The organism is Stenotrophomonas sp. G106K1, from assembly GCF_037969685.1.
In the GTDB taxonomy this organism is placed as follows: domain Bacteria; phylum Pseudomonadota; class Gammaproteobacteria; order Xanthomonadales; family Xanthomonadaceae; genus Stenotrophomonas; species Stenotrophomonas lactitubi.
In genome coordinates this window covers 237,507-258,587 of sequence record NZ_JBBPFR010000003.1, presented here as the reverse complement: position 1 = coordinate 258,587, position 21,081 = coordinate 237,507, and the positions used below count along the sequence as shown (strand labels likewise).

Annotated in this window: 14 protein-coding genes, 1 tRNA gene and 1 pseudogene; 8 read left to right on the top strand and 8 right to left on the bottom strand. The window is 60.9% G+C overall.

All coding sequences use genetic code 11. From position 1 onward, the window contains the following. Positions 1 to 26: 26 nt before the first annotated feature. Positions 27 to 2,084 (top strand): EAL domain-containing protein, encoded by a 2,058-nt coding sequence (locus tag WKB25_RS05200; RefSeq protein ID WP_340569090.1) that lies wholly within the window; start codon positions 27 to 29, stop codon positions 2,082 to 2,084. Between the two features lie 212 nt (positions 2,085 to 2,296). On the opposite strand, the gene cyoD is transcribed toward WKB25_RS05200, so the two are convergent. From cyoD to cyoA, 4 genes are read right to left on the bottom strand one after another with little or no spacing between them, the layout of a single operon-like run. Next, positions 2,297 to 2,638: a cytochrome o ubiquinol oxidase subunit IV gene (gene cyoD / locus WKB25_RS05195; RefSeq protein ID WP_025873831.1), complete on the bottom strand. Its 342-nt coding sequence runs from the start codon at positions 2,636 to 2,638 to the stop codon at positions 2,297 to 2,299. Further along, a complete protein-coding gene (cyoC, locus tag WKB25_RS05190; protein WP_025873832.1) occupies positions 2,638 to 3,276 on the bottom strand; it encodes a cytochrome o ubiquinol oxidase subunit III in 639 nt (212 codons plus the stop codon). The genes cyoD and cyoC overlap by 1 nt, the downstream gene beginning before the upstream one ends. Then, positions 3,273 to 5,270 carry a cytochrome o ubiquinol oxidase subunit I gene (cyoB, locus tag WKB25_RS05185; protein WP_025873833.1) on the bottom strand — a complete coding sequence of 666 codons (1,998 nt, stop codon included), beginning with the start codon at positions 5,268 to 5,270 and terminating at the stop codon, positions 3,273 to 3,275. Before cyoB ends, cyoC begins: the two co-directional genes overlap by 4 nt. Before the next feature lie 2 nt (positions 5,271 to 5,272). Further along, positions 5,273 to 6,316, bottom strand: a complete 1,044-nt coding sequence (cyoA, locus tag WKB25_RS05180) for a ubiquinol oxidase subunit II (protein ID WP_340569086.1) — start codon at positions 6,314 to 6,316, stop codon at positions 5,273 to 5,275. Between the two features lie 338 nt (positions 6,317 to 6,654). Here cyoA and WKB25_RS05175 point away from each other — a divergent pair, with 338 nt between their 5' ends. From WKB25_RS05175 to WKB25_RS05150, 6 genes and pseudogenes are all read left to right on the top strand, one after another. Next, positions 6,655 to 6,993 carry a hypothetical protein gene (locus WKB25_RS05175; RefSeq protein WP_340569085.1) on the top strand — a complete coding sequence of 113 codons (339 nt, stop codon included), beginning with the start codon at positions 6,655 to 6,657 and terminating at the stop codon, positions 6,991 to 6,993. Between the two features lie 421 nt (positions 6,994 to 7,414). After that, the gene (locus WKB25_RS05170; protein WP_340569083.1) at positions 7,415 to 7,783 is read left to right on the top strand and encodes a hypothetical protein; all 369 of its coding nucleotides are present in this window, start codon (positions 7,415 to 7,417) and stop codon (positions 7,781 to 7,783) included. A gap of 41 nt (positions 7,784 to 7,824) precedes the next feature. Next, positions 7,825 to 8,100: a hypothetical protein gene (locus WKB25_RS05165; protein ID WP_340569082.1), complete on the top strand. Its 276-nt coding sequence runs from the start codon at positions 7,825 to 7,827 to the stop codon at positions 8,098 to 8,100. A gap of 877 nt (positions 8,101 to 8,977) precedes the next feature. Further along, positions 8,978 to 11,086: an ATP-binding domain-containing protein gene (locus WKB25_RS05160; protein WP_340569080.1), complete on the top strand. Its 2,109-nt coding sequence runs from the start codon at positions 8,978 to 8,980 to the stop codon at positions 11,084 to 11,086. Between the two features lie 8 nt (positions 11,087 to 11,094). Beyond that, complete coding sequence (locus WKB25_RS05155) at positions 11,095 to 11,763, top strand: DUF2290 domain-containing protein (RefSeq protein WP_340569078.1); 669 nt, start codon at positions 11,095 to 11,097, stop codon at positions 11,761 to 11,763. Between the two features lie 191 nt (positions 11,764 to 11,954). Then, positions 11,955 to 13,110 (top strand): annotated as a pseudogene (locus WKB25_RS05150) (IS3 family transposase). 214 nt (positions 13,111 to 13,324) lie between these two features. Here WKB25_RS05150 and WKB25_RS05145 read toward each other — a convergent pair. Further along, positions 13,325 to 14,329: a DUF4238 domain-containing protein gene (locus tag WKB25_RS05145; RefSeq protein WP_340569077.1), complete on the bottom strand. Its 1,005-nt coding sequence runs from the start codon at positions 14,327 to 14,329 to the stop codon at positions 13,325 to 13,327. Between the two features lie 724 nt (positions 14,330 to 15,053). Between WKB25_RS05145 and WKB25_RS05140 the strand changes: the two genes are divergently transcribed. After that, positions 15,054 to 16,637 (top strand): TIGR04141 family sporadically distributed protein, encoded by a 1,584-nt coding sequence (locus WKB25_RS05140; RefSeq protein ID WP_340569075.1) that lies wholly within the window; start codon positions 15,054 to 15,056, stop codon positions 16,635 to 16,637. A gap of 287 nt (positions 16,638 to 16,924) precedes the next feature. Here WKB25_RS05140 and WKB25_RS05135 read toward each other — a convergent pair. From WKB25_RS05135 to WKB25_RS05125, 3 genes are all read right to left on the bottom strand, one after another. Then, positions 16,925 to 17,000 (bottom strand) — tRNA-Thr (locus WKB25_RS05135). Positions 17,001 to 17,084: 84 nt separating this feature from the next. Continuing rightward, a complete protein-coding gene (locus tag WKB25_RS05130; protein ID WP_340569073.1) occupies positions 17,085 to 18,089 on the bottom strand; it encodes a 2-hydroxyacid dehydrogenase in 1,005 nt (334 codons plus the stop codon). 97 nt (positions 18,090 to 18,186) lie between these two features. Continuing rightward, on the bottom strand, positions 18,187 to 21,075 hold the full coding sequence (locus WKB25_RS05125) for an autotransporter outer membrane beta-barrel domain-containing protein (protein WP_340569072.1): 2,889 nt from the start codon (positions 21,073 to 21,075) through the stop codon (positions 18,187 to 18,189). Between the last annotated feature and the right edge of the window lie 6 nt (positions 21,076 to 21,081).

The window sequence follows — 21,081 nt, the reverse complement described above, 5'->3', positions numbered from 1 at the left end:
CCCCTCCCTTTTCCTTTGGATTCAACATGACTGGTAGTTACAGTCAGGGCCTGGTCGCCATCTCGCTGCTGGTGGCGATCCTGGCGTCGTATACCGCACTCGACATGGCCGGCCGCCTGGCCACGGCCGACGGCCGGGTCGCCCGCTGGTGGCTGGCCGGCGGTGCCGCCGCGATGGGCCTGGGCATCTGGTCGATGCACTTCATCGCGATGCTGGCGTTCAAGCTGCCGATTCCAGTCGGATACGACCTGGCGATCACCCTGTATTCGCTGGCCGTGTCGATCGGCGCGTCGGCCTATGCGCTGTGGCTGGTGTCGCGGCCCAGACTGCCGCTGCAGCGGCTGGGCGCCGGTGCGGTGCTGATGGGACTGGGTATCGCGGCGATGCACTACCTGGGCATGGCCGCGATGCGGATGCAGCCCGGCATCGATTACCACCCTGGCTGGTTTGCCGCGTCGATCGCGGTGGCCATCGGTGCCGCAGGTGCAGCGCTGTGGATCGCCTTCCGGCTACGCGTAGAGCAACGCAACACGGTGCGCCTGCGGGTACTGGCGTCGCTGGTGATGGGCCTGGCCATCGTCGGGATGCACTACACCGGCATGGCCGCCGCGCGTTTCCCGGCAGGCAGCGTCTGCGGCGCGGTCGGCAGCGGCGGTATCGACCCCCGCTGGCTGGCAGTGCTGGTGATCGTGACCACCCTGGCCACGCTGGGCATCGCCCTGGTTGCCTCGTTGTTCGACCGCCAGATGCGCGTGCGCACCGGTCTTCTGGCCGATTCCCTGGCGCACGCCAATGACAAGCTGATCCAGGCGGCACTGCACGATCCGCTGACCCAGCTACCGAACCGCATGCTGCTGCAGGATCGGATCGAGCAGGCCATCGAGAAGGCGCAACGCCGCCAGCAGTCGGTGGCGGTGATGTTCTGCGACCTGGACGGCTTCAAGGCCGTCAACGATGCCTATGGCCACCAGCTGGGCGATCGCCTGCTGGTCGCGGTGGCCCAGCGCGTGGGGGCGCAGCTGCGGCCGCAGGACACCCTCGCCCGCCTCGGTGGCGACGAGTTCGTGATCGTGCTGGCCATCGATGCGCCTGACGACGCGGCGGTGGTAGCCGAACGGGTAATCGCGGCGGCCAGCGAACCGTTCGTGCTGGACGCGGCGGAGCTGCAGGTCACCGCCAGCCTGGGTATTGCCCTGTATCCGGACGATGCCGGCGACGAACGCGAGTTGATGGCGCATGCCGATGCGGCGATGTATCACACCAAGGAAACCGGCCGGAACGGCTACACCTTCTTCATCCCCTCGATGCAGCTCAGTGCCAACCGCCAGCTGCGCCTGCTGCAGGACCTGCGCAAAGCGATCGCACGCAACGAACTGCTGCTGCACTACCAGCCGAAATTCCCGGCGGCCGACGCACCCGCCACCGGCGCCGAGGCGCTGCTGCGCTGGCAGCATCCGGAGCTGGGGCTGCTGGCACCGGACGTGTTCATTCCCATCGCCGAGCGCAGCGGCCTGATCCTGCCGATCGGCGACTGGGTGCTGGACCAGGCATGCGCGCAGCTGCGGGCCTGGCATGACAGCGGGCACAGCGAATGGTCGATGGCGGTGAACCTGTCGCCGCTGCAGTTCGCCTCGCCGGCCCTGCTGGACAGCGTGCGGTCGGTGCTGGAACGGCATCGCATCGACCCGGAGCGGCTGACCCTGGAGATTACCGAAACCACGGCGATGAAGGATGTCGAGGCCAGCCTGGCGATCCTCAATGATCTGACCGCGATGGGCGTGCACATCGCCATCGATGATTTCGGCACCGGCTATTCCAGCCTGCTGTACCTCAAGCGCATGCCGGCCACCGAGCTGAAGATCGACCGGGCGTTCGTGCATGACCTTGAACGCAATGACGAAGATTCCGCCATCGTGTCCTCGATCATCGCGCTGGGCCGTACCCTGCAGCTGCAGGTGGTGGCCGAGGGCGTGGAGACCCAGGCGCAGCGGGATTACCTGAGTGAGCTGGGATGCGACCAGCTGCAGGGTTATCACCTGGGGCGGCCGATGGAAGCCGACGAGTTCCTGCGCAAGGTGGGGTGAGAGGCAACCGCATCCACGCATGGCGTGGATCTACTGCATCCTCCGGATGCATTGAACGGCAACCGCATCCACGCATGGCGTGGATCTACTGTGCGGGGACTTCGCGGTGACTGGTAGATCCACGCCATGCGTGGATGCGTTCCCCGCGATCGCGCAACAAACAGAAAGGCCGCCCGGGGGCGGCCTTTCTGCGTGGCAACGTCGGCAAGACGTCAGTGCATCATGTGCACGTTCATGTTGTGCATGACCCACAGGGTACCGACCACGATGATGCCGATCACCACCACGGTGAAGGCCGCAGCGTTGACGTTCCAGCGGCTCTCCGACGAGCGGTCCAGGTGCAGGAAGAACACCAGGTGGACCAGCATCTGCAGCACCGCGGTGATGGCGATCACCACACCGTTGACGGTGCGCGAGAAATCACCCGACATCACCATGTAGAACGGGATGACGGTCAGCACCACCGCCAGCACGAAGCCGATCAGGTACGACTTCACGGTGCCGTGGCTTTCGCCGCCGGCGGCGTGGTCGTGTGCATGGTTGTCATGTGCCATTACAGCGCTCCATTGAGGTAGACGACGGAGAACACGCCGATCCAGATCAGGTCCAGGAAGTGCCAGAACAGGCTCAGGCACGCCATGCGGGTCTTGTTGGTCGGGGTCAGGCCGTACTTCTTCAGCTGCACGAACATCACCAGCAGCCACAGCAGGCCGGCGCTGACGTGCAGGCCGTGGGTACCGACCAGGGCGAAGAACGCCGACAGGAAGGCACTGCGGTCCGGACCGTAGCCCTGATGGATCAGGTGCTGGAATTCATAGACTTCCATGCACATGAAGCCGAAGCCCAGCAGCCAGGTGATGCCCAGCCACAGGAACATCTGGCCGACCTGCTTGCGGTGCATGGAGATCATGCCCAGGCCGAAGGTCAGCGACGAGGTCAGCAGCAGCGCGGTTTCCCACGCCACGAACGGCAGCTCGAACAGGTCCTTCGCGCCGGGGCCGCCATCGGTGCCGCCGGCCAGCACCACGTAGGTGGCAAACAGCGAGGCGAAGATGAGGCAGTCGCTCATCAGGTACACCCAGAAACCGAAGACGGTGTTGCCGCCGGTGTCGTGGTGCTCATGGTCGTCATGGCCATGGGCCGCCGCGTGTGCGGCGTGCCCGTGGCTCAGGGTCGAGGTATTGGTGCTCATGCCTTCAGCTCCGACTTCACCAGGCCCTGGGCTTCCAGGTGCTTGCGGTGTTCGTTCTCGATGCGTTCCACCTCGGCGGCCGGGACCCAATAGTCCACGTCCTGGTCGAAGGTGCGGTAGATGAACGTGGCGATCATGCCGACGAAGCCGATGATGGCCAGCCACCAGATGTGCCAGATCATCGCAAAGCCGAACACCAGGCTGAAGGCGCCGATGACAACGCCGGTGCCGGTGTTGCGCGGCATGTGGATGTCGGTGTACTTGGCCGGCTTCGGCCAGGCTTCACCACGCTGCTTGCGCTCCCAGAAATCGTCCAGCTCGGTGACTTCCGGCAAAGTGCCGAAGTTGTAGAAGGCCGGCGGCGAAGAGGTTTCCCACTCCAGCGTACGGGCATCCCACGGGTCGCCAGTCAGGTCGGCAGTCTTCTTGCGGTCGCGGATCGACACGGCCACCTGGATGATCTGGCACAGGATGCCGGCACCCACGATGAAGGCGCCCACAGCGGCCACCAGCAGGAACGGCTCGTAGGCCGGGTTGACGGTGCTCTGCAGACGACGGGTCATGCCCATGAAGCCCAGCACGTACATCGGCATGAAGGTCACATAGAAGCCGATGAACCAGCACCAGAACGCGCACTTGCCCCAGAACTCGTTGAGGCGGAAGCCGAACATCTTCGGCCACCAGTAGGTGATGCCGGCGAACATGCCGAACACCACGCCGCCGATGATGACGTTGTGGAAGTGGGCGATCAGGAACAGGCTGTTGTGCAGCACGAAGTCGATGGCCGGGATCGCCAGCATCACGCCGGTCATGCCGCCGATGGTGAAGGTGACCATGAAGCCGATGGTCCACAGCACGGGCGTGGTGAACTGCACGCGACCGCGGAACATGGTGAACAGCCAGTTGAAGATCTTCACGCCGGTGGGGATGGAGATGATCATCGTCGTGATGCCGAAGAAGGCATTGACGTTGGCACCCGAGCCCATGGTGAAGAAGTGGTGCAGCCACACGATGAACGACAGCACGCCGATGCAGGCGGTGGCGTAGACCATGCCCTTGTAGCCGAACAGGGCCTTTCGCGAGAAGGTCGCGATGACCTCGGAGAACACGCCGAAGGCCGGCAGCACCAGGATATAGACTTCCGGGTGGCCCCAGATCCAGATCAGGTTGATGTACAGCATGGCGTTGCCGCCACCGTCATTGGTGAAGAAGTGCGTACCCAGGTAACGGTCAAGGGTCAGCAGCACCAGGGTGATGGTCAGCACCGGGAAGGCGGCGACGATCAGCACGTTGGTCACCAGCGCGGTCCAGGTGAACACCGGCATCTGCATGAGCTTCATGCTCGGGGTGCGCATCTTGAGGATGGTGATGAAGAAGTTGATACCACTCAACGTGGTACCCAGACCCGCCACCTGTAGTCCCCATATGTAGTAGTCCATACCTACATTGTTGCTGTACTCGATGCCCGACAATGGCGGGAAGGCCAGCCAGCCGGTGGCGGCGAATTCACCGATCCACAGCGACAGCATGATCAGCACCGCACCGGACACGAACAGCCAGAAGCTGAGCGAGTTGACGAACGGGAACGCGACGTCGCGCGCGCCGATCTGCAGCGGCACGGCCAGGTTCATCAGGCCGGTGATCAGCGGCATCGCCACGAAGAAGATCATGATCACGCCGTGGGCGGTGAAGATCTGGTCGTAGTGGTGCGGCGGCAGGTAACCCTCGGACCCGCCGACGGCGATGGCCTGCTGGGTACGCATCATGATCGCGTCGGAGAAACCGCGCAGCAGCATGACGAAGGCGACGATGATGTACATCACGCCGATCTTCTTGTGGTCCACCGAGGTGAACCACTCCTTCCACAGATAGCCCCACAGCTTGAACTTGGTGATCAGGGCCATGACGCCCAGGCCACCCAGCACCGCACCGACCAGGGTGGTCAGCACGATCGGATCGTGGGGGATCGACTCAAGAGAGAGTTTTCCCAACATGTTCATTCTCCCGAACCCATGTGGCCTTCATGGCCAGCGTGTTCGTGTTCTTCGGTGGCATCCAGGTTCTTCCCGGATTCCTTGGCATCATGCGCGTCGCTCGGGGCGTGCCCCTCGTGCGCTTCATGGCTGGACGCATCGGCAGCAGCCGCACCCGCATGGGCATGCTTCATGCCGTAGTGCTTGTTGTCGCCCATGTGCTTGGCGATGACCCAGTCGAACAGGCTGTCTTCAACCTTGCCGAAGTAGGTGACCGGGTACCACTCGGAATTCTTCGCTTCGCCCAGCGCCTTGAACGAGGTCTTGTCCAGGGTCTGCTCGCCGGCACGGACCTGGTCCAGCCACTGGCGGTACTGCGCATCGGTGACCGAATAGGCCGTGAAATGCATCTTGGCGAAGCCTGCACCGCTGTAGTGCGAGGACATGCCCGGGAATTCACCCAGCTCGTTGGCGATCAGGTGGAGCTTGGTCTCCATCGCCGCCATCGAATAGATCATGCTGCCCAGGTGCGGGATGAAGAACGCATTCATCACCGTATCGGAGGTGATCTCGAAGTTCAGCGGGGTGTTGACCGGGAACTTGATCTCGTTGACGACCGCGATCTTCTCTTCCGGATAGATGAACAGCCACTTCCAGTCCAGCGAGATCGCCTGGATGGTGACCGGCTTGACGTCCGATTCCAGGGGCTTGTACGGATCCAGCGCGTGCGAGGACCGCCAGGTCAGCACCGCCAGGACCAGCACGATCATGCAGGGGATCGACCACACCACCACCTCGATCGCCGTCGAGTGGGACCACTTCGGCTCATAGCGGGCCTTGGTGTTGGAGGCGCGATACTTCCACGCGAAGGTCAGGGTCATGATGATGACCGGGATGACGACCAGCAGCATGAGCACGGTGGCCGTGATCAGCAGTGTCTTTTCATCCTGGCCGATCTGGCCCTTCGGACTGAGGATGGCCACGGCATCGCAGCCGGTGAGCATCACCAGCAATGCGAGCAGCAGGCCCGGGCGCAACCAGCGCCCAAGGGTTTTCAACGGAATCATCGGTCGATCCAATTGCGAGGGAATGCCGTTCCCCGTCCTGCCCGCACCGGCCAAAGCCGGCCCACCCGTCCAGAGGACAGGCAGGTGAGGTGGGGTCGAGTCAGCCTTTCAATTTTAGGCCGTCACCCACCATTTAAGAAAGGCATTGACAATGATCAGGCGCAGGAAAGGCCCGGATCTGGATGCGACACGTTGTCGCACCGCGCGCAGCGCGCCCCTGTTGCGGGCGCTGGCGACCAGATTCGGCAAAGCAAGCTGAACATGCTCAGGCTACTTGAAGTGCATGTCTGCCGCACCGAGACTGGATGACAGACGCCTCGTCCTGGCAAAGATGCCTTATGACCGCCCTGCTCCGCTGGCTCAGCACGCCCGCCCTGCGCCGCACGCTTGCCGTGCTGGGCGCCACGCTGGTGGTGTTGCTGGCCTGCAACCCGGAACTGGCGCCGCTGCTGGCGGTGCTGGATGTGTTGGGGCTGGACGTGCTGGCGCTTCTGCTGGGTGCGCAACTGCTGGCCACTCTGCCCTGGCTGCAACTGCAGGTCGACCGCGGGCTGCGGGGCGCTGGGCGGCTGGCCTGCGGCGCGGTGGCCGGGGCGGCAGGCGGTTATCTGCGGCAGTTCTGGCCGTTCTGTCGTGATCGCCTCGGGTTGGGCCGTGGGGTCGGCCGTGCTGGCTGACGCGTTCGACGTTGGCTGCGCCGACCGCTGAAATGGGCCTGATGAGCACCCGGCCTTGCCGGCTAAGCGTTTCGGCCTGCGGGCCGCCGTGCCAAAATGCACCCGAAGCGTAAGGCAGCCCTGCGTTGACGGAATCTGCCCTTGGCAGCCTGCGGCGGGGTATGTACACCATGGCATGCCACTTAAAACGAGTGGCCGGGTCGGCAAAAACCCGATTACTGCTGGTTGTTTACGCTTGTCAGCCGGCGTCACCTCTGCGTGGCGCCGGCTGGCAATCCGTTCGCGTTCCATGGCGGGCGGTGCGTGGGGGTGCGTGCTTGCATGCGCCCGCCGGGTTCCAGCAGTAACCGGTTTTTGCCGCCACGCATCGTCCGCCACCTCCCCCGGTGGCGCTGCTGTCTGTCCTGCACGGAGCACTGCCATGCACGCATCGGAATATCTTGACCTCAACGCCCGCCATGACCCGGCCAATGCCGAGAGCCTGGGCGAGCCTGGAGCGGACCCCACCGCCTTCGTCTCCACGTTGCGCAGCATCCAGGCCGGCGCCGCCGTCGATGGGCGCCCGTGGCCGGAAACCTACCTGCGGCCAGGGCGCCGCATGGAACTGGCCGACGCCGACTGCGCGCTGGCCGGCCTGACTGTGGTGCAGGAAATGCTGTTGGCGGCGGAACGCACCCGGCAGAACGGCCCTTCCCACGAATACGTAGGCGAGCGCGCGATGGAGGGCATGATGATGGCCTGCCTGGCCCTTACCGCACAGGTCACTGCCTGCCTGCATGTGCGCAGCTAGTGCGCGGCCGGTTCGGCAGGCGGGCGCTGGCGTGGGCCGCCGTGTTGATGATCGCGGTGCTGGGCCCGGTGGTCGCGCACAGCTATCGGCCGGAGGCACGCATCAACGTCACGACCTATCGGGAGTTTTCCGATCTGGAGTTTCTGCAGCTGCAGGAAGACCTGCGCGTGCGGTTGCAGCGGGAAAGCGTGGCGGGGATGCCGGCATTCAACATGGTCAGCGCTGCGACGTATTTTGAGATCCAACAGGATGGCGAGCCCGTCATTCTGGTGGACAACTCGGCAGGCCGTTTGTTGGTGATCGCGTTCGGGGAATAGCGCGGGTTGGTTTTGAAGTGCCTTCGACGTATGGCCGAGGTTTGGACTTCAGGCCGTGGCCGATGTCCGACGCGCATCAACGGTGGGTTGATATAGAAGGCGTCAATCCATCCCCCGCATGACGCCAGCGCTTTAAGTTGTGCGTCGGGTCGGGACAACGCAAGACGTGCGGCGTTCCCGCGTTGCCAGCCATGGGCTGGCACTACTGAAGCAGCGAGTCGGTGGCCGGGCTGCCCAAACAAAAAGCCCCGACCAAGGCCGGGGCTTTTCATTACAACTGGTGCCGGAAATAGGAATCGAACCTACGACCTACGCATTACGAACCCGGCCGACAAGCCACACGAGCAAACAAAGCGGCTAGCAACGGACAGGATAAGCACCACTCGCGCGGAGCGGATCGGCAAGGACCGTCGCCAATGGCACGCTCTATAGAGCTCGCCCGGCAAGTGCCCAACAGGGGGCCCGGAGACTGAGGAGACTGACCGGAACTGGCCCGGCTGACGGTAAGCGCCAACTAAGCCTCGGGTTGCGGACAGCACCACCCCCGTGATCCCCCCAATGCGGACGAGGATGAGGACACACCTTACCTATACCTATAGGGGCACTCCGTCGCTGAACCCCAAACCGAGGAGCGTCGCATGTGCAACCCAGGCCAGATCCAGGGCACTTCCTTATTATTCAATGGTTTATCACGACACTGAACGGGCGTAAGGTTAGGGTAAGCCAAGTCAACCTCAGCGCAAGGAAGAAGTCCGACGTAGCTGATAAGATCGTCGCCAAATCGTGTGAGCGGCAACGCCAGAGCGTTCCCCTAAGCTAGGCTAGGACCACGCTTAACTTCCACTCACTGAAGCCACGCCATGCAAGAGCGAACAAGATGATCGAAATCAGAAGAGGCCAAGTAGATAGCCCTGGAGCCACTGAGGCATTGGCTCGTGCGATTGGCCTACTTCCTGCAGAGAGCGAGGGAGTCGTTTACGTTGGCTATCCGGTCATGGGTACGCCAGACGGGCCTTTTACAATAGATGCGCTTTTGGTTTCACCTGAGTTTGGTCTAATTGCCTTTGACCTAGTTGACGGCAAGGACCTGCGCGACTTTGAGGAAAGACACGATGCTGCCTATGCCATTCTTACGGCCAAGTTACTTCAGAGCGGCCGGCGCCTAAGTAAAAGAAAGCGTATCACAATCGAACCGCAGGTCGTCACGCTTGCTCCAAATTGCAAGCAGCCCGATGATGATCTACAGGACTACTCAGTCCTTTCAACCTCGCAAGAGCTTGCGCGGTGGATCGAGAATAATGCCACCGCTCTCCCCGAATTCAATGAAGTCCTGTCGACTATACAGTCGATTTCTAACATTCGTAGGGCTAGAGCTAAGCGCGACATTAAGAAGGCGGGGTCGCGCGGCGAGCGGTTGCAGCGACTAGAGGACGCGATTGCAACTCTAGACAGCCAGCAAAGCGACGCGGTGATCCAGACATTCGACGGAGTGCAGCGCATCAGGGGACTCGCCGGGTCCGGTAAAACCGTGGTACTTGCACTTAAGGTAGCTTACCTCTATACGCAAAACCCAGACTGGACTATCGCAGTTACCTTCAACACGAAATCTCTCAAAGGTCAGTTTCAACGGTTCATAACCTCTTTTATTTACGACCAGGCGAACGAAGAACCTGACTGGTCTCGCATTAAAGTTTTACACGCCTGGGGATCCTCCTCGAACGAAGGCATTTATTACAGCTACTGCATTCGCACGGGCACTGCCTATCATGACTTGACGGCCGCAAAGGCCAAGTTTGGTCAAGGCGCAGAGTTCGCGGGAGTGTGCCAGCTTGCACTCGAGTCATCAGTGGCAGATGTCCCTCTATACGACATCATCCTAATTGACGAAGCCCAGGACTTCCACCCTGCATTTCTAAGGCTTTGCTATAGGCTCTTAAAAGATCCAAAGAGAATTGTTTACGCTTACGATGAGTTGCAGAATCTAAACCGAGGGGAGATGCCTCCGCCGAGTGAGCTCTTCGGCGTGAACCAGAACGGCACTCCACTCGTCGCATTCTCCGACGACCCTGACCTTGCAAAAAGGCAGGACATCATTCTTAGGCGTTGCTACAGAAACTCTCGCCCAGTACTGACTACCGCCCATGCGCTTGGCTTCGGCATCTATCGCACGAGGGGACTGGTGCAAATGTTCGACAACTCAGACCTCTGGGAGGACATTGGTTACTCCGTTGTGGACGGGGAACTGGAGGATGGACAGAACGTCAGCCTAACCAGAACAGATGCGACCAGCCCGAAATTCCTCGAAACGCACTCCCCCTTGAGTGACCTGATTTCATTCGAAGTATTTGACGACGATGCCCAGCAAGTGGAGTGGCTGGCCGATCAGATTCGGAAGAATATCGAAGAAGATGATCTGCGCCCAGAGGATATACTTGTCATCCACCCAAATCCCGTCAACGCCCGGAAAGCTGTAGGCGGTGTACGAAGCGCCTTGATGTCTCTCGGCATAAACTCCATCATTGCAGGCGTGACGCACTCACCTGACGAATTTGAGTACGCCGGATCTGTCACCTTCACTGGCATTTACCGAGCCAAAGGCAACGAAGCCGCCATGGTTTACATCATGAACGGACAATTCTGTGGCACCGATTGGGATGCAGCGTGGGCACGCAACATACTATTCACTGGAATTACGCGCAGCAAAGCATGGGTTCGGGTCTGCGGCTTCGGGAAAGGCATGATCACGCTCAATGAGGAGTTTGAACGCGTTAAAGCGGCCGACTTCAAATTGAACTTCACGTATCCGACCGAAACCGAAAGAAAGAAGCTGAACATTGTAAATCGAGACCTCACTCCTGCGGAAAGAAGGCGCAGGGAAAGGTCGCGATCCGACCTTAAGCGCATTGCGAGCGACCTGAAAGCAGGCCGAATACAGCGTGAAGATATCGACGAGATCCTTGGATCACTGTTCCAACAGGGCGAATGAGGTCGAGCATGACCCTACTCAGCTCAATTGAAAAATCAACTTTATCCATAATAAAGGCATTGATTGAGAGGGGTCTCGCCGACCACTTCACGATGCCTTCTGTAGTGTCGAGCAACAAGTATACTGGTGACATCGGATTTGCCTCCGGCGTAGACATAGCATGGGCAATGAAAGACCAACCATACGCAGATCTATACGCAGAACTAATCCGTCGACAGCAATTTCACGTAATGCTCCCCGATGGCGGCACGCTTCAGTTCTTATATAAAGTTAGATTAGACAAGATAACCAAGCATCGATTGGCATTTTATCCAAACCCGAGCTTGAAGCCGTTCGACACCGACTCGATGCGCTATCTTCAAGACTCCGTATGGGGCCACGTAGTTTCCGAATTCCAAATGCCGGTTGTCGTCCGACTAGACTATGAGAGCACGCCCGAGAGCTACAAAGCGATTCAACACTCTTCAAGCCACATGACTCTCGGGCAATATCCCAACTGCAGAATCCCCGTAAGCTCTCCATTCACGCCCTGGGCGTTCACAGATTTGATCCTTCGGAATTTCTACAGCAAGGCGTTTGAACCACTTTCCAGAGCAAACATACATAAGTGCTTGCCGTTTGAAGACTGCCTCAAGCCAGATGAGATGAATCATATGCATCTAAGGTTGCCCGCTTAGTAGTGCGCGCGCAGATCGTCGCCAGCATTGAATTAGCGAGCTTTCGACATCAGTTCCAACCACCTAGCCCTACTTTCTTTCTACACACCGCTCACGGTAGGACTTGAGCCTCACCAAATTTTCACCGCCGGGTTCACCCCCGTTTTCACGGACACTTACGAGAAGGCCGATCCAGGCCATAAGGAGTGTTGATGTCAAAGCGCAGGAAGTTCAGTGCCGAGTTCAAGCGCGGAGCGGTTGAGCAGGCGAGCCAGCCCGGCGTCAGCTGCGCCCAGGTGGCCCGGGAGCTGGGGATCCGCGACACCCTGCTGACCCGCTGGAAACGCGAGGCACAGAGCCCGGGGCTATCGCCTTCGGGGGCACCGGAACACCTCGGGATGAGGAGTTGGCACGCCTCAAGCGTGAGCTGGCGCGGGTGAAGAAGGAACGGGATTTTTTGCGAGAAGCGGCGACGTTCTTTGCAAAGGGATCATCCTGAGGTATCAGGTGATCGAACGTTGCCGCGATGAGTATCCGATCCGGCTGATGTGCCGGTGCCTGAAGGTATCGGCCAGCGGCTACTACGCGTGGAGCAAGCGCCCTGCGAGCGCCCGGCAGGTCGACAATGAGCGCCTGGTGGTACGGATGCGCGTGCTGCACGAAGACAGCCGCGGTACGTTGGGGGCTGGTCGCATGCGCGAAGACCTGGCTGAGGAGGGCGAAAGTGCCAGCTTGAACCGGGTCGCGCGCCTGATGGCGGCCGACGGCCTGCAGGGCTGGCCCCGACGGAAGCGTCGCAGGACGCGTGGCAGCCCGGCCGTAACGCCGCCGGGCGTGGTCAACCTGCTTGAACGCGACTTTCTCGCGCTGGAGCCGGAAACCAAGTGGGTGACCGATATCACCGAGATCAAGACCCAGCAAGGCAAGCTGCATCTGTGCATCGCGCTGGATCTGTACGACCAGCGCGTTGTGGGCTGGTCAATGCACGCTGGGCAGGACCGTCAGATGGTGATCCGGGCGGTGCAGATGGCGGCGTGGCAGCGGCAAGGAAGCGATGAGGTGATCCCGCATTCGGATCGTGGCAGTCAGTTCCGCAGCGGCGACTACCAGGGGTATCTCGCGGCTAACGGGCTGATCTGCTCAATGAGCGCTGTGGGGCATTGCGGCGACAACGCGGCCTGCGAAGGCTTTTTTGGGCTGCTGAAGCGCGAGCGGATCCATCGAACGAGCTACCCCACATTGGATGCAGCAAGAGCGGATGTGTTTGACTACATCGAGCGACGCCACAACCCAAGGATGCGGCGAAGGATCGCCAGGCAGGATCAGAAGGTTGCAACTCTTTTAGAACCGTCCGTGATATCGGGGTAGAACCCCTGGCCGGTCCAAACTTAGGACAGGATGCGAGGCGGTGTTTGGATGCGGATCGTCCGTATCCCACTATCGCGAATCACCCGTGCGATGTGTGGGCCACAGGCAGGGGAGCGACGAATCCTTGTCCCTTTTGGAAGCGCTTCCCTTCGAGTTGGATCATGCTCCAACCGATGAAGTACGAAGGCCGGGAGTTCGGCCAGCTGTAAATCGTCTATTCGGCCGAAGTTCTCTTGCTTGCCATATCGGTGATTCGCGGCCCACCTCTAAGAATCGGATGATCCGCAACCATCCTGATGGGCAATGAGAAGTCTCCCATCGAGGAAAAAACATAGCGTTCGCTTCTGCTCACCTGAAGTGAATTGAAGTTCATCACATGCTCCGGCTTGTAGGGCAGCGCTGTGCCGAGGGTCAGGGCATCGTCCAATGCGAAAATTCCTTCACGGTCGCGTACGACCGACGCAGTGAGCTGGATTGGCAAGGAGTGAAGTGTGTTCGCCGCCTCAGCCACTTGTTGAGCCACCGATGGGCACCACATGGCGAGAGCACGTGTTGAAGAAAGGGGGAAGTAGATTTCGATCCCCTTAACACCGAGGCCGAGATTGCCGTACGGCTCCATGTCGATATGATTTTGGAGAGCGACCGGATTGTCGCCGATCATGAAGGGATGGGTCTTCGTGGTCTTCGCCAAAAACCAGACCTTGTTCAGAAAGTGAGGGCCGAAGTCAGTCGGCGCCTGCAAGATCATTCGTGCTGTGTCGATCTTGATTTCGTTCTCGGACTGCGGCCGAATGAGCGCTTCAGCCTGGGACCCTGGTGCGACGTGGTCGCCCATGGACTCAATCTTCTCACGCAGCAAGCGGCGCATGTCTTCCCATTGCATCCGGAACGCTCGCGTCCTAACGAACTGGATAGCAAGGAATGCGGCCAAAAGAGCGCGGCCTTGGGCTGGAATTGCGCCGACAGAATCATCTTGGAGAATCCGCTCCATGATGGGTTTTGCTTGCGACTCGATCCTTGACAGCCCATCTTCCAAGGAGTGGTCAGCACCATCGACCACAAAATCATAGAAGCGCGACTCACTGGCGACATTCTTGGCGTTCGTCTGGAAGCTGCGTCCGGAGGCCTTGTCGAAGACCCAGAGCTGGTCCTTCTTCCCTGTTCCGAAGTTTCGCAAGAGGAACTTCGGAACGTAGTGCTGGATCTTCGCTGCCGTCATGGCGGTCCTGAAAAGCTCTGGATTTATTGGGCGTAATCTTATCCTGCCCACGCGCCTTGCAGGTCACGATCCATGCCTTATGCCCGAAGGGTTGCACACGAAGAATCAGACCACGAACCCGAGTGTCCCTGAGCTCGTAGGGGCGTTCCTTGGGCTCAGCCGTGAGGACGATGCGCTTGGTGAGGGCGACTGATATTGAATGACTGTCCTGTAAGTGGCGATAAGGACCACTTAGGACAGGATGCGGGGCGGTGTCTGGATGCAGATCGTCCGCAGCCTAGCGTCTGCCGAGATAGCCAAGCAAGGATCTATCGATCCGGCAACTTGACCGACGTCACAGTTTCTGCCATAAGACCAATGGCTTTGGCCGATTCCAACTAGCTCCCGTAGAGAGCGAACCGCCTCAGCTTCAGTCGTCCCGATCTACTCCCATTCCGAAATTGGAGAGTCGATGTATGACCATACGAAAGATCCATCCCCCCAAGCCTCCGAAGCCACCGGATCGGCCCCAGAACATCCAGACATTTCGACCATTTGGAAAGACCAAATGGGTACGTGCGCACTGGCGGTGGGATTACTCGACCCATCAATGGGAATGGGTGGTTGGTCATTGGAGCAAGTAGCCATAGTTTCTGATGCCTGCAGGAAATTCGCACAGAAATCCCTTCATAGAGCATAAGAGTCCCAACAAATGGCAAAAGGATATCGCCGACTCAACCTTTTTATGGCAAAGCCACTGGCGAAAGAAAAAAAACTGGCCACTCTCCTCACTGCAGCGCCTGTCGATGAATATCCGATAGCAGGCGCCCTAGGCATGGACGGCACTCTCTTCGTGAAGAAGAGCGATGAGAAGAGACCGACTTGGGGCCCATTTCTTGATGAGATTGGTGGCGTAAATGTTCCAGGGCTCGCAAATAGATCGAGCTCAGCTGTTTTGCTTCTACGAGTGGATGACGATGTATTCGCATTCACTTTCGGATACGGGCGATATCTTATTGAGCAATCGTTGTTCGTACAGGACTTTGGGCTACGTACCGCGCTCAATACGCTAGACGAGAAGTCACTGCGGAGTGTCGATCTTCACACTCTTGAAGATCAACCCGTCCAAAAGAAGTCCCAGGCCGCTCGAGACTCAGAGGTCAGCATTTTTGGAATCGATATCCTAAGAGACGTTCTCCGCGCAGTGACAGGCGTACCCAGAAGGGGCATAGACCTTGTGCAGATCGCTGGAGGAGACGCCGGCTTCTCTTTTGGCATCGAGATGGAGCCCTCAGAGCTGCCCGCATTGAGCCGCCGCATCAAGAATTACTACGACAGCGACACCTATAAGACGTCGTTCTCTTGGGTCGATAACGTACGCAGGGTCAAAGACGAAACAGAAATTAAGAGACTTGACGAGCTATTGATCGCGGCCATACGCGCACGCAACGACAGGCTGATGATCACCCTGCCAGAGATAGGAGCATGGGACTCAATCCTAGGATTTAGCTTCACTCGAAACAAAAAGGGTCTACAACCCGTCATTGATCCCGCCGACTATCTCGACAATGTTGATGACCTTCCGAAACTGAGCATAGAGGCGGTCAAACGGGACCGTCTCTTTGTCCACGACGTCGACGGCAAAGTCACTGAACACTCAGTGTATCGATGCGTCTACTTTGAGATCACGGAAGGTGACAAGACAAAGATCATCTTCGACGGTAAGTGGTACGAGATCGATGCGACATTCATCGGTCGAATCACCGAGGTTCTGACTCATATCCCCCTTTGTCAGCTTCCATTCCCGGCAGTAGAGACTTGGGAAGACAATGGAAAGCCTAGGATTGAAGCAGAGGGCGATTACAACATCCGATCCGCTGCGGCAAATGGCTACTATTTGCTGGATAAGAAACTCGTCAAGACGGACCGCACAACAACTGCCATTGAGCTGTGTGACCTCTTATCTCCGACCAAGCACCTTATCCACGTTAAACATCGGAAGGGCGGCTCTGCGGGACTTAGCCACCTCTTTGCACAGGGAGGCGTAGCTGCAGAGATCATGCTCAGCGACAAGGGGTTTCGCAAGAAGGCTCGGACAGTGCTGCGAGGCGTGAATCCGGCAGCCGGAAATCTGATCCCCTTGAGTTCCCTCAAATCAGCAGACTATGAGATCGTCTTCTTGGTTCTTGGCGAAGCGAGCGCAACACTCAAGCAGAACCTACCGTTTTTCAGCAAGGTGAACCTTACAAAGACATTTGAGAACCTCAAACAACGTGGCTTCCGGGTTTCAATTGCGGGCGCTCCAACGATCCCGCGAGCAGTGCCATGACTATCATCGCCAGAAAGAAGTGAATTTCTGCCAGCAGCTCCTATTCTGTTCCCGGGACGAGCTTCTGCCATAGGGCCTCGTACAAAGCATCTTCGTTGCCCTTGTAAGTCGCCATGAAGCCGGAGCGCCAAGTGAACGGAGAAGCTGGAGCGGAAGCGAACCATCCGTAAAGGGCAGCAGGGATGCCCACCGATGCTCAAATTGCGGAGAATGGCTCACCAATCAATGGGTTCCGACCCGCCCACAAACAAAAAGCCCCGACCAAGGCCGGGGCTTTCTGCTGTATCTGGTGCCGGAAATAGGAATCGAACCTACGACCTACGCATTACGAATGCGCCGCTCTACCAACTGAGCTATTCCGGCTGAGCAGGCGATTTTACGGTCGCCCTGCCCCTGCGGTCAATGCGGTCGTGACGATTGCCGTCAAACGCCCACCCGCCCGGCCTCTCAACCCGCCGCCACCCGGTTGCCGCACGCCCGCCCCGCCGCGAAATCGGCCAGGTTGCCCAGCGTGATCGCCGAGATCTCCTGCAGCGCCTCCACGGTGAAGAAGCCCTGGTGGCCGGTCACCAGGACGTTGGGGAAGGTCATCAACCGCTGGAAGGCCTCATCGTCGATGATCTCGCCGGACAGGTCCTGGAAGAACAGCGCGCTTTCCTGCTCGTAGACGTCGATGGCCAGGTGGCCGAGCCGGCGCGACTTCAGCGCGCGGATCACCGCATGGGTATCGACCAGGCCGCCACGCGAGGTGTTGACCAGCATCGCGCCGGGCTTCATCCGCGCCAGCGAGGCGTCGTCGATCAGGTGTTGGGTATCCGGCGTTAGCGGGCAATGCAGCGAGACGATGTCCGAGCGCGACAGCAGCTCGTCCAGCTCCACCATCGCGCCGATCTCGGCGAAGGCCGGCGAGGGATACGGATCGTGACCCAGCACGGTGCAGCCCATGCCGCGGAAGATGCGCGCGGTGGCCAGCCCGATCTTGCCGGTACCGATGATGCCCACGGTTTTGCCATGCAGGGTGCGGCCGAGCAGGCCATCAAGCATGAAGTTGCCCTCGCGCACGCGGTTGTAGGCGCGATGGGTCTGCCGGTTGAGGGTCATCACCAGCGCCAGTGCGTGCTCGGCCACGGCTTCGGGCGAGTAGGCCGGCACGCGGGCGACGAACAGGCCGAGCGCGTTCGCGGTGGCCAGATCCACATTGTTGAAGCCGGCGCAGCGCAGCAGCACCGCGCGTACGCCCAGCGCATGCAGGGCCTGCAGCACCGGCGCATCAAGCCTGTCATTGACGAACACGCAGACGGCGGCGCAGTCCTGTGCCAGTGCGGCGGTGTGCACGTCCAGCGCGGCGTCGAAGTACACGAACTGGAACGGCTGCCCTGCCGCTTCGCGCGCGTTGGCTTCCTCCAGAAAGCGGCGATCGTAGGGACGGGCACTGAAAACGGCGATCTGCATGGGAAGGTCTGCGCGGAAATCCGCCACGACCATAGCGCACCCGCACATCGATGGGGATGGCACCGGCGGCGTGACTGCCGCCGGTGCCGGTACTGCCTTAGAACGTATAGCCCAGGCCCAGCATCACGCCGTTCTGCAGTTGGCCGTCGCGACGCTCGCCCACGTAGTCGACCATCACCGACAGGCGATCGCTGGCGCGGCTGGTCACGCCCAGATTCCAGGCCAGCACCTGCTCGCCCACGGTCTGGCTGCTGGCACCGAACACCAGGTCCGGCGCAGCGGCGAAGCCGGTGCTGTAACGGGCCTGGGTGTCGCCCAGTTCCTTCTGCCAGACCACGCGCGCGCGCGGGGTGATGCGCTCGCCGTTGTTGCCTTCAAAGGTCTTGAACACCTGCAGGCCCGCGCCGACGCGGATGCTTTCCAGGCTGTCACCACGCCCCACCAGTGCGCCGGCACCCTGCCCTTCATTGAAACGGGTGGCCGAGGTGCGCGCGTAATCGACCACCGGCAGCAACGGCTGGATCACCACGCCCTTGGCGGTGGTGAACGAGAAGCCGTGCTCCAGCCGGGCCGAGATGGCATCGTTGTTGTACTTGGCACGCAACGGACCCTGCAGGCCGTCGATGCCATCGATGCTGCGGCGGGTGTCGTGGCGCAGGTCGGTGTAGCGCACCGAGGCCGACAGGTAGCCCCGCGAGTAAGTGGCATCCAGGTAGCCGCCCACATCCAGCGCGCGCACGTCGCCGGTGAACCCGGAACCATCGCGGCCCTTGGTCGACATGTCCGCCGCGGCAACGCTGACACCCAGCGTCACCCGATCATCGGCCAGCTGCGTATCTGCACCGAGCACGATGCCACCGACGGTATGGCTCAGGCCGGCCACGCCGCCTTCGCCATCGATGCGGCCATGGCTGCCGAAACCGCGGCCCCAGAGGCCATGGCTGCGCGGCGCTTCGCCGCCGAAGTTGGTGTTGCCACCGCCCGCCCCCGCCGGCTCCACCAGATGCATTGCCAACTGATTGAACAGGCTGCCGTTGGCCATGCCCGGCTGCGCCGACGCCGCCTGCGCGGCCTGTGCCGCCAGGCCGCCGGCGTCACCACTGCCGCTGCGTCGTGCGGCCTGGTGCTGCTGCACCACGCTGCCGATGCTGCCAACCAGCGCGTTGTCGGCCAGGCGCAGGCTGGCATGGCCATCACCGCGCAGTGCACCGGCCTGCTGTGCGATCACATCGCGATCGGCGAACTGCAGTGCACCCAGCAGCGGCTTCAGGCCGGCATCCTGGCGCTGCCCGGCCGTGGCCAGCGCACGGCCGAGACCGTCGTTGCCGTTGCTGCCGGTGAGCTGCGCAAGCTGGTCGAAGCCGGGGTTGGCGGTCAGCGACAGGCCCTCGGCAGTCTGCTTGATGTTGAAGCTCAGCAGCGAGTTGTGGCGCGGCCGGAACACTTCGCCGTCGGTGATGCTGGCCGTATAGCCGGTGTCGCCCAGGCGCACCGCATCGGTGAAGCCGCCCTGGTAGATCGGGCCGCTCACCAGCTCACGCTGGTAGTTGCCGGCGTAGAAGCCCTGCGCCACGTTCAGTTCAAGGTGTGCGCCCGGCGAGATGACCAGCGCGCCCTCGTTGGTGCCGCTGTCGTAGAAGTCGCCGACGCGCAGGCGGCCACTGTTGGTGCCGCCCGCCTCGGTGACGTCGAACAGCACCTTGCCGCCCGGCATGATGTTGACGTAACCGTGGGTGACCAGGTCACCACCACGCGGCATCAGGGTGCCGTACACGCGCAGGCGGTTGAAGCCGTCCTCGCGGTACGACGGACCGGTGCCAGCGAACAGCGCATCCGAGTCGTTGGCGACCGAGGCGATGTCACCGTGGCCGACCACCATGCCGGCCGCCAGCACGCGCAGCTCCGGGGTCCGCAGGGCGCCGCCTTCCAGGGCGATGGTGCCGTTCTCCACCAGCATGAAATCGGCGCCGGTGGTCTCGGCGGTGCGCCAGGTGCCGCCCTTGGCGACACGGATCACGCCGGCCGAATTGCCCAGCGTGGAAGCATCCAGCTGCGACAGGCGCAGGCTCGCCAGAAGGTCGGCCTGGATGCCCGGATCGCTGAGGAAGTCCTGCACCGAGAAGCGACCGATGCCGTTGGGACCGCGTGCAGCCGCGTTGTAGATGGAGACGGCCTGGTTGATGTACGTGGTGGCGAAGTCGGTATCGTTCCAGCGCGCGAAGTCGTCATCGACGAACGCCTGCAGCTGGCGCGCAGTGCGCAGGTAGCCCGGGTTGATGTCGCCGCTGACATTGCCGGTGACCGTCAGGGTGTCGCCCGGATCGCGATAACCGGCAGCGGTGATGATGTTGTTGCTGTAGATGTCCTGCCCGGGGAAGGTCTCCAGCTTGCGGCCGCTGCCATCGGGATCGAAGCTGACCGAAGGGCCGGTGGTCCGGGCCGGGTCGCGGAACACCAGCAGGCCGTTGGGCTGCACCACCTCGTACATGGCCTTGTGCAGCAGGCCGGCATCCATGCCGCCGCCGTAGTTGCCGGTGTAGATCTCGGTCATCCGCGGCGACGGCGTGTAGATCACCTTGCCACTGTTGCTGGCGGCGTGGATCTGCACCGAGTCGACCAGCGGCAGGTCGCCGGCCAGGTAACGTTCGACGCCACCGGACTGCATGATCGAGCAGGACGAGATGCAGTGGCCGGACACGATGGTGTTCAGGCCGTTGGTGCGGATCACTCCTTGCAGCCACTCACCCGCGATCAGCGCGCCACCATTAGAGGTGCGCAGCACGACTTCGCGGATCGGGCGGCCTTCGGCCTGCGCTTTGGCCAGCAGCGCCGGCAGTGCGACCACGTCGGCGACGGTGACACCGCCACTGAGCACGACGCGATCGCCCTGCACGTGATAATTCATTGCCATGACGTCATCCATCTGGCCCAGGGTCGCGATACCTACCAGGCCTGCCAGGGCGATGCTCAACTTCGAATGCTTCATTGCGTT

What these genes read in the sequence shown, in the direction of transcription:
- WKB25_RS05200 (WP_340569090.1), top strand. Translation starts at nt 27, where the DNA reads ATGACTGGTAGTTACAGTCAGGGCCTGGTCGCCATCTCGCTGCTGGTG.
- cyoD (WP_025873831.1), bottom strand. Translation starts at nt 2,638, where the DNA reads ATGGCACATGACAACCATGCACACGACCACGCCGCCGGCGGCGAAAGC.
- cyoC (WP_025873832.1), bottom strand. Translation starts at nt 3,276, where the DNA reads ATGAGCACCAATACCTCGACCCTGAGCCACGGGCACGCCGCACACGCG.
- cyoB (WP_025873833.1), bottom strand. Translation starts at nt 5,270, where the DNA reads ATGTTGGGAAAACTCTCTCTTGAGTCGATCCCCCACGATCCGATCGTG.
- cyoA (WP_340569086.1), bottom strand. Translation starts at nt 6,316, where the DNA reads ATGATTCCGTTGAAAACCCTTGGGCGCTGGTTGCGCCCGGGCCTGCTG.
- WKB25_RS05175 (WP_340569085.1), top strand. Translation starts at nt 6,655, where the DNA reads ATGACCGCCCTGCTCCGCTGGCTCAGCACGCCCGCCCTGCGCCGCACG.
- WKB25_RS05170 (WP_340569083.1), top strand. Translation starts at nt 7,415, where the DNA reads ATGCACGCATCGGAATATCTTGACCTCAACGCCCGCCATGACCCGGCC.
- WKB25_RS05160 (WP_340569080.1), top strand. Translation starts at nt 8,978, where the DNA reads ATGATCGAAATCAGAAGAGGCCAAGTAGATAGCCCTGGAGCCACTGAG.
- WKB25_RS05155 (WP_340569078.1), top strand. Translation starts at nt 11,095, where the DNA reads ATGACCCTACTCAGCTCAATTGAAAAATCAACTTTATCCATAATAAAG.
- WKB25_RS05145 (WP_340569077.1), bottom strand. Translation starts at nt 14,329, where the DNA reads ATGACGGCAGCGAAGATCCAGCACTACGTTCCGAAGTTCCTCTTGCGA.
- WKB25_RS05140 (WP_340569075.1), top strand. Translation starts at nt 15,054, where the DNA reads ATGGCAAAGCCACTGGCGAAAGAAAAAAAACTGGCCACTCTCCTCACT.
- WKB25_RS05130 (WP_340569073.1), bottom strand. Translation starts at nt 18,089, where the DNA reads ATGCAGATCGCCGTTTTCAGTGCCCGTCCCTACGATCGCCGCTTTCTG.
- WKB25_RS05125 (WP_340569072.1), bottom strand. Translation starts at nt 21,075, where the DNA reads ATGAAGCATTCGAAGTTGAGCATCGCCCTGGCAGGCCTGGTAGGTATC.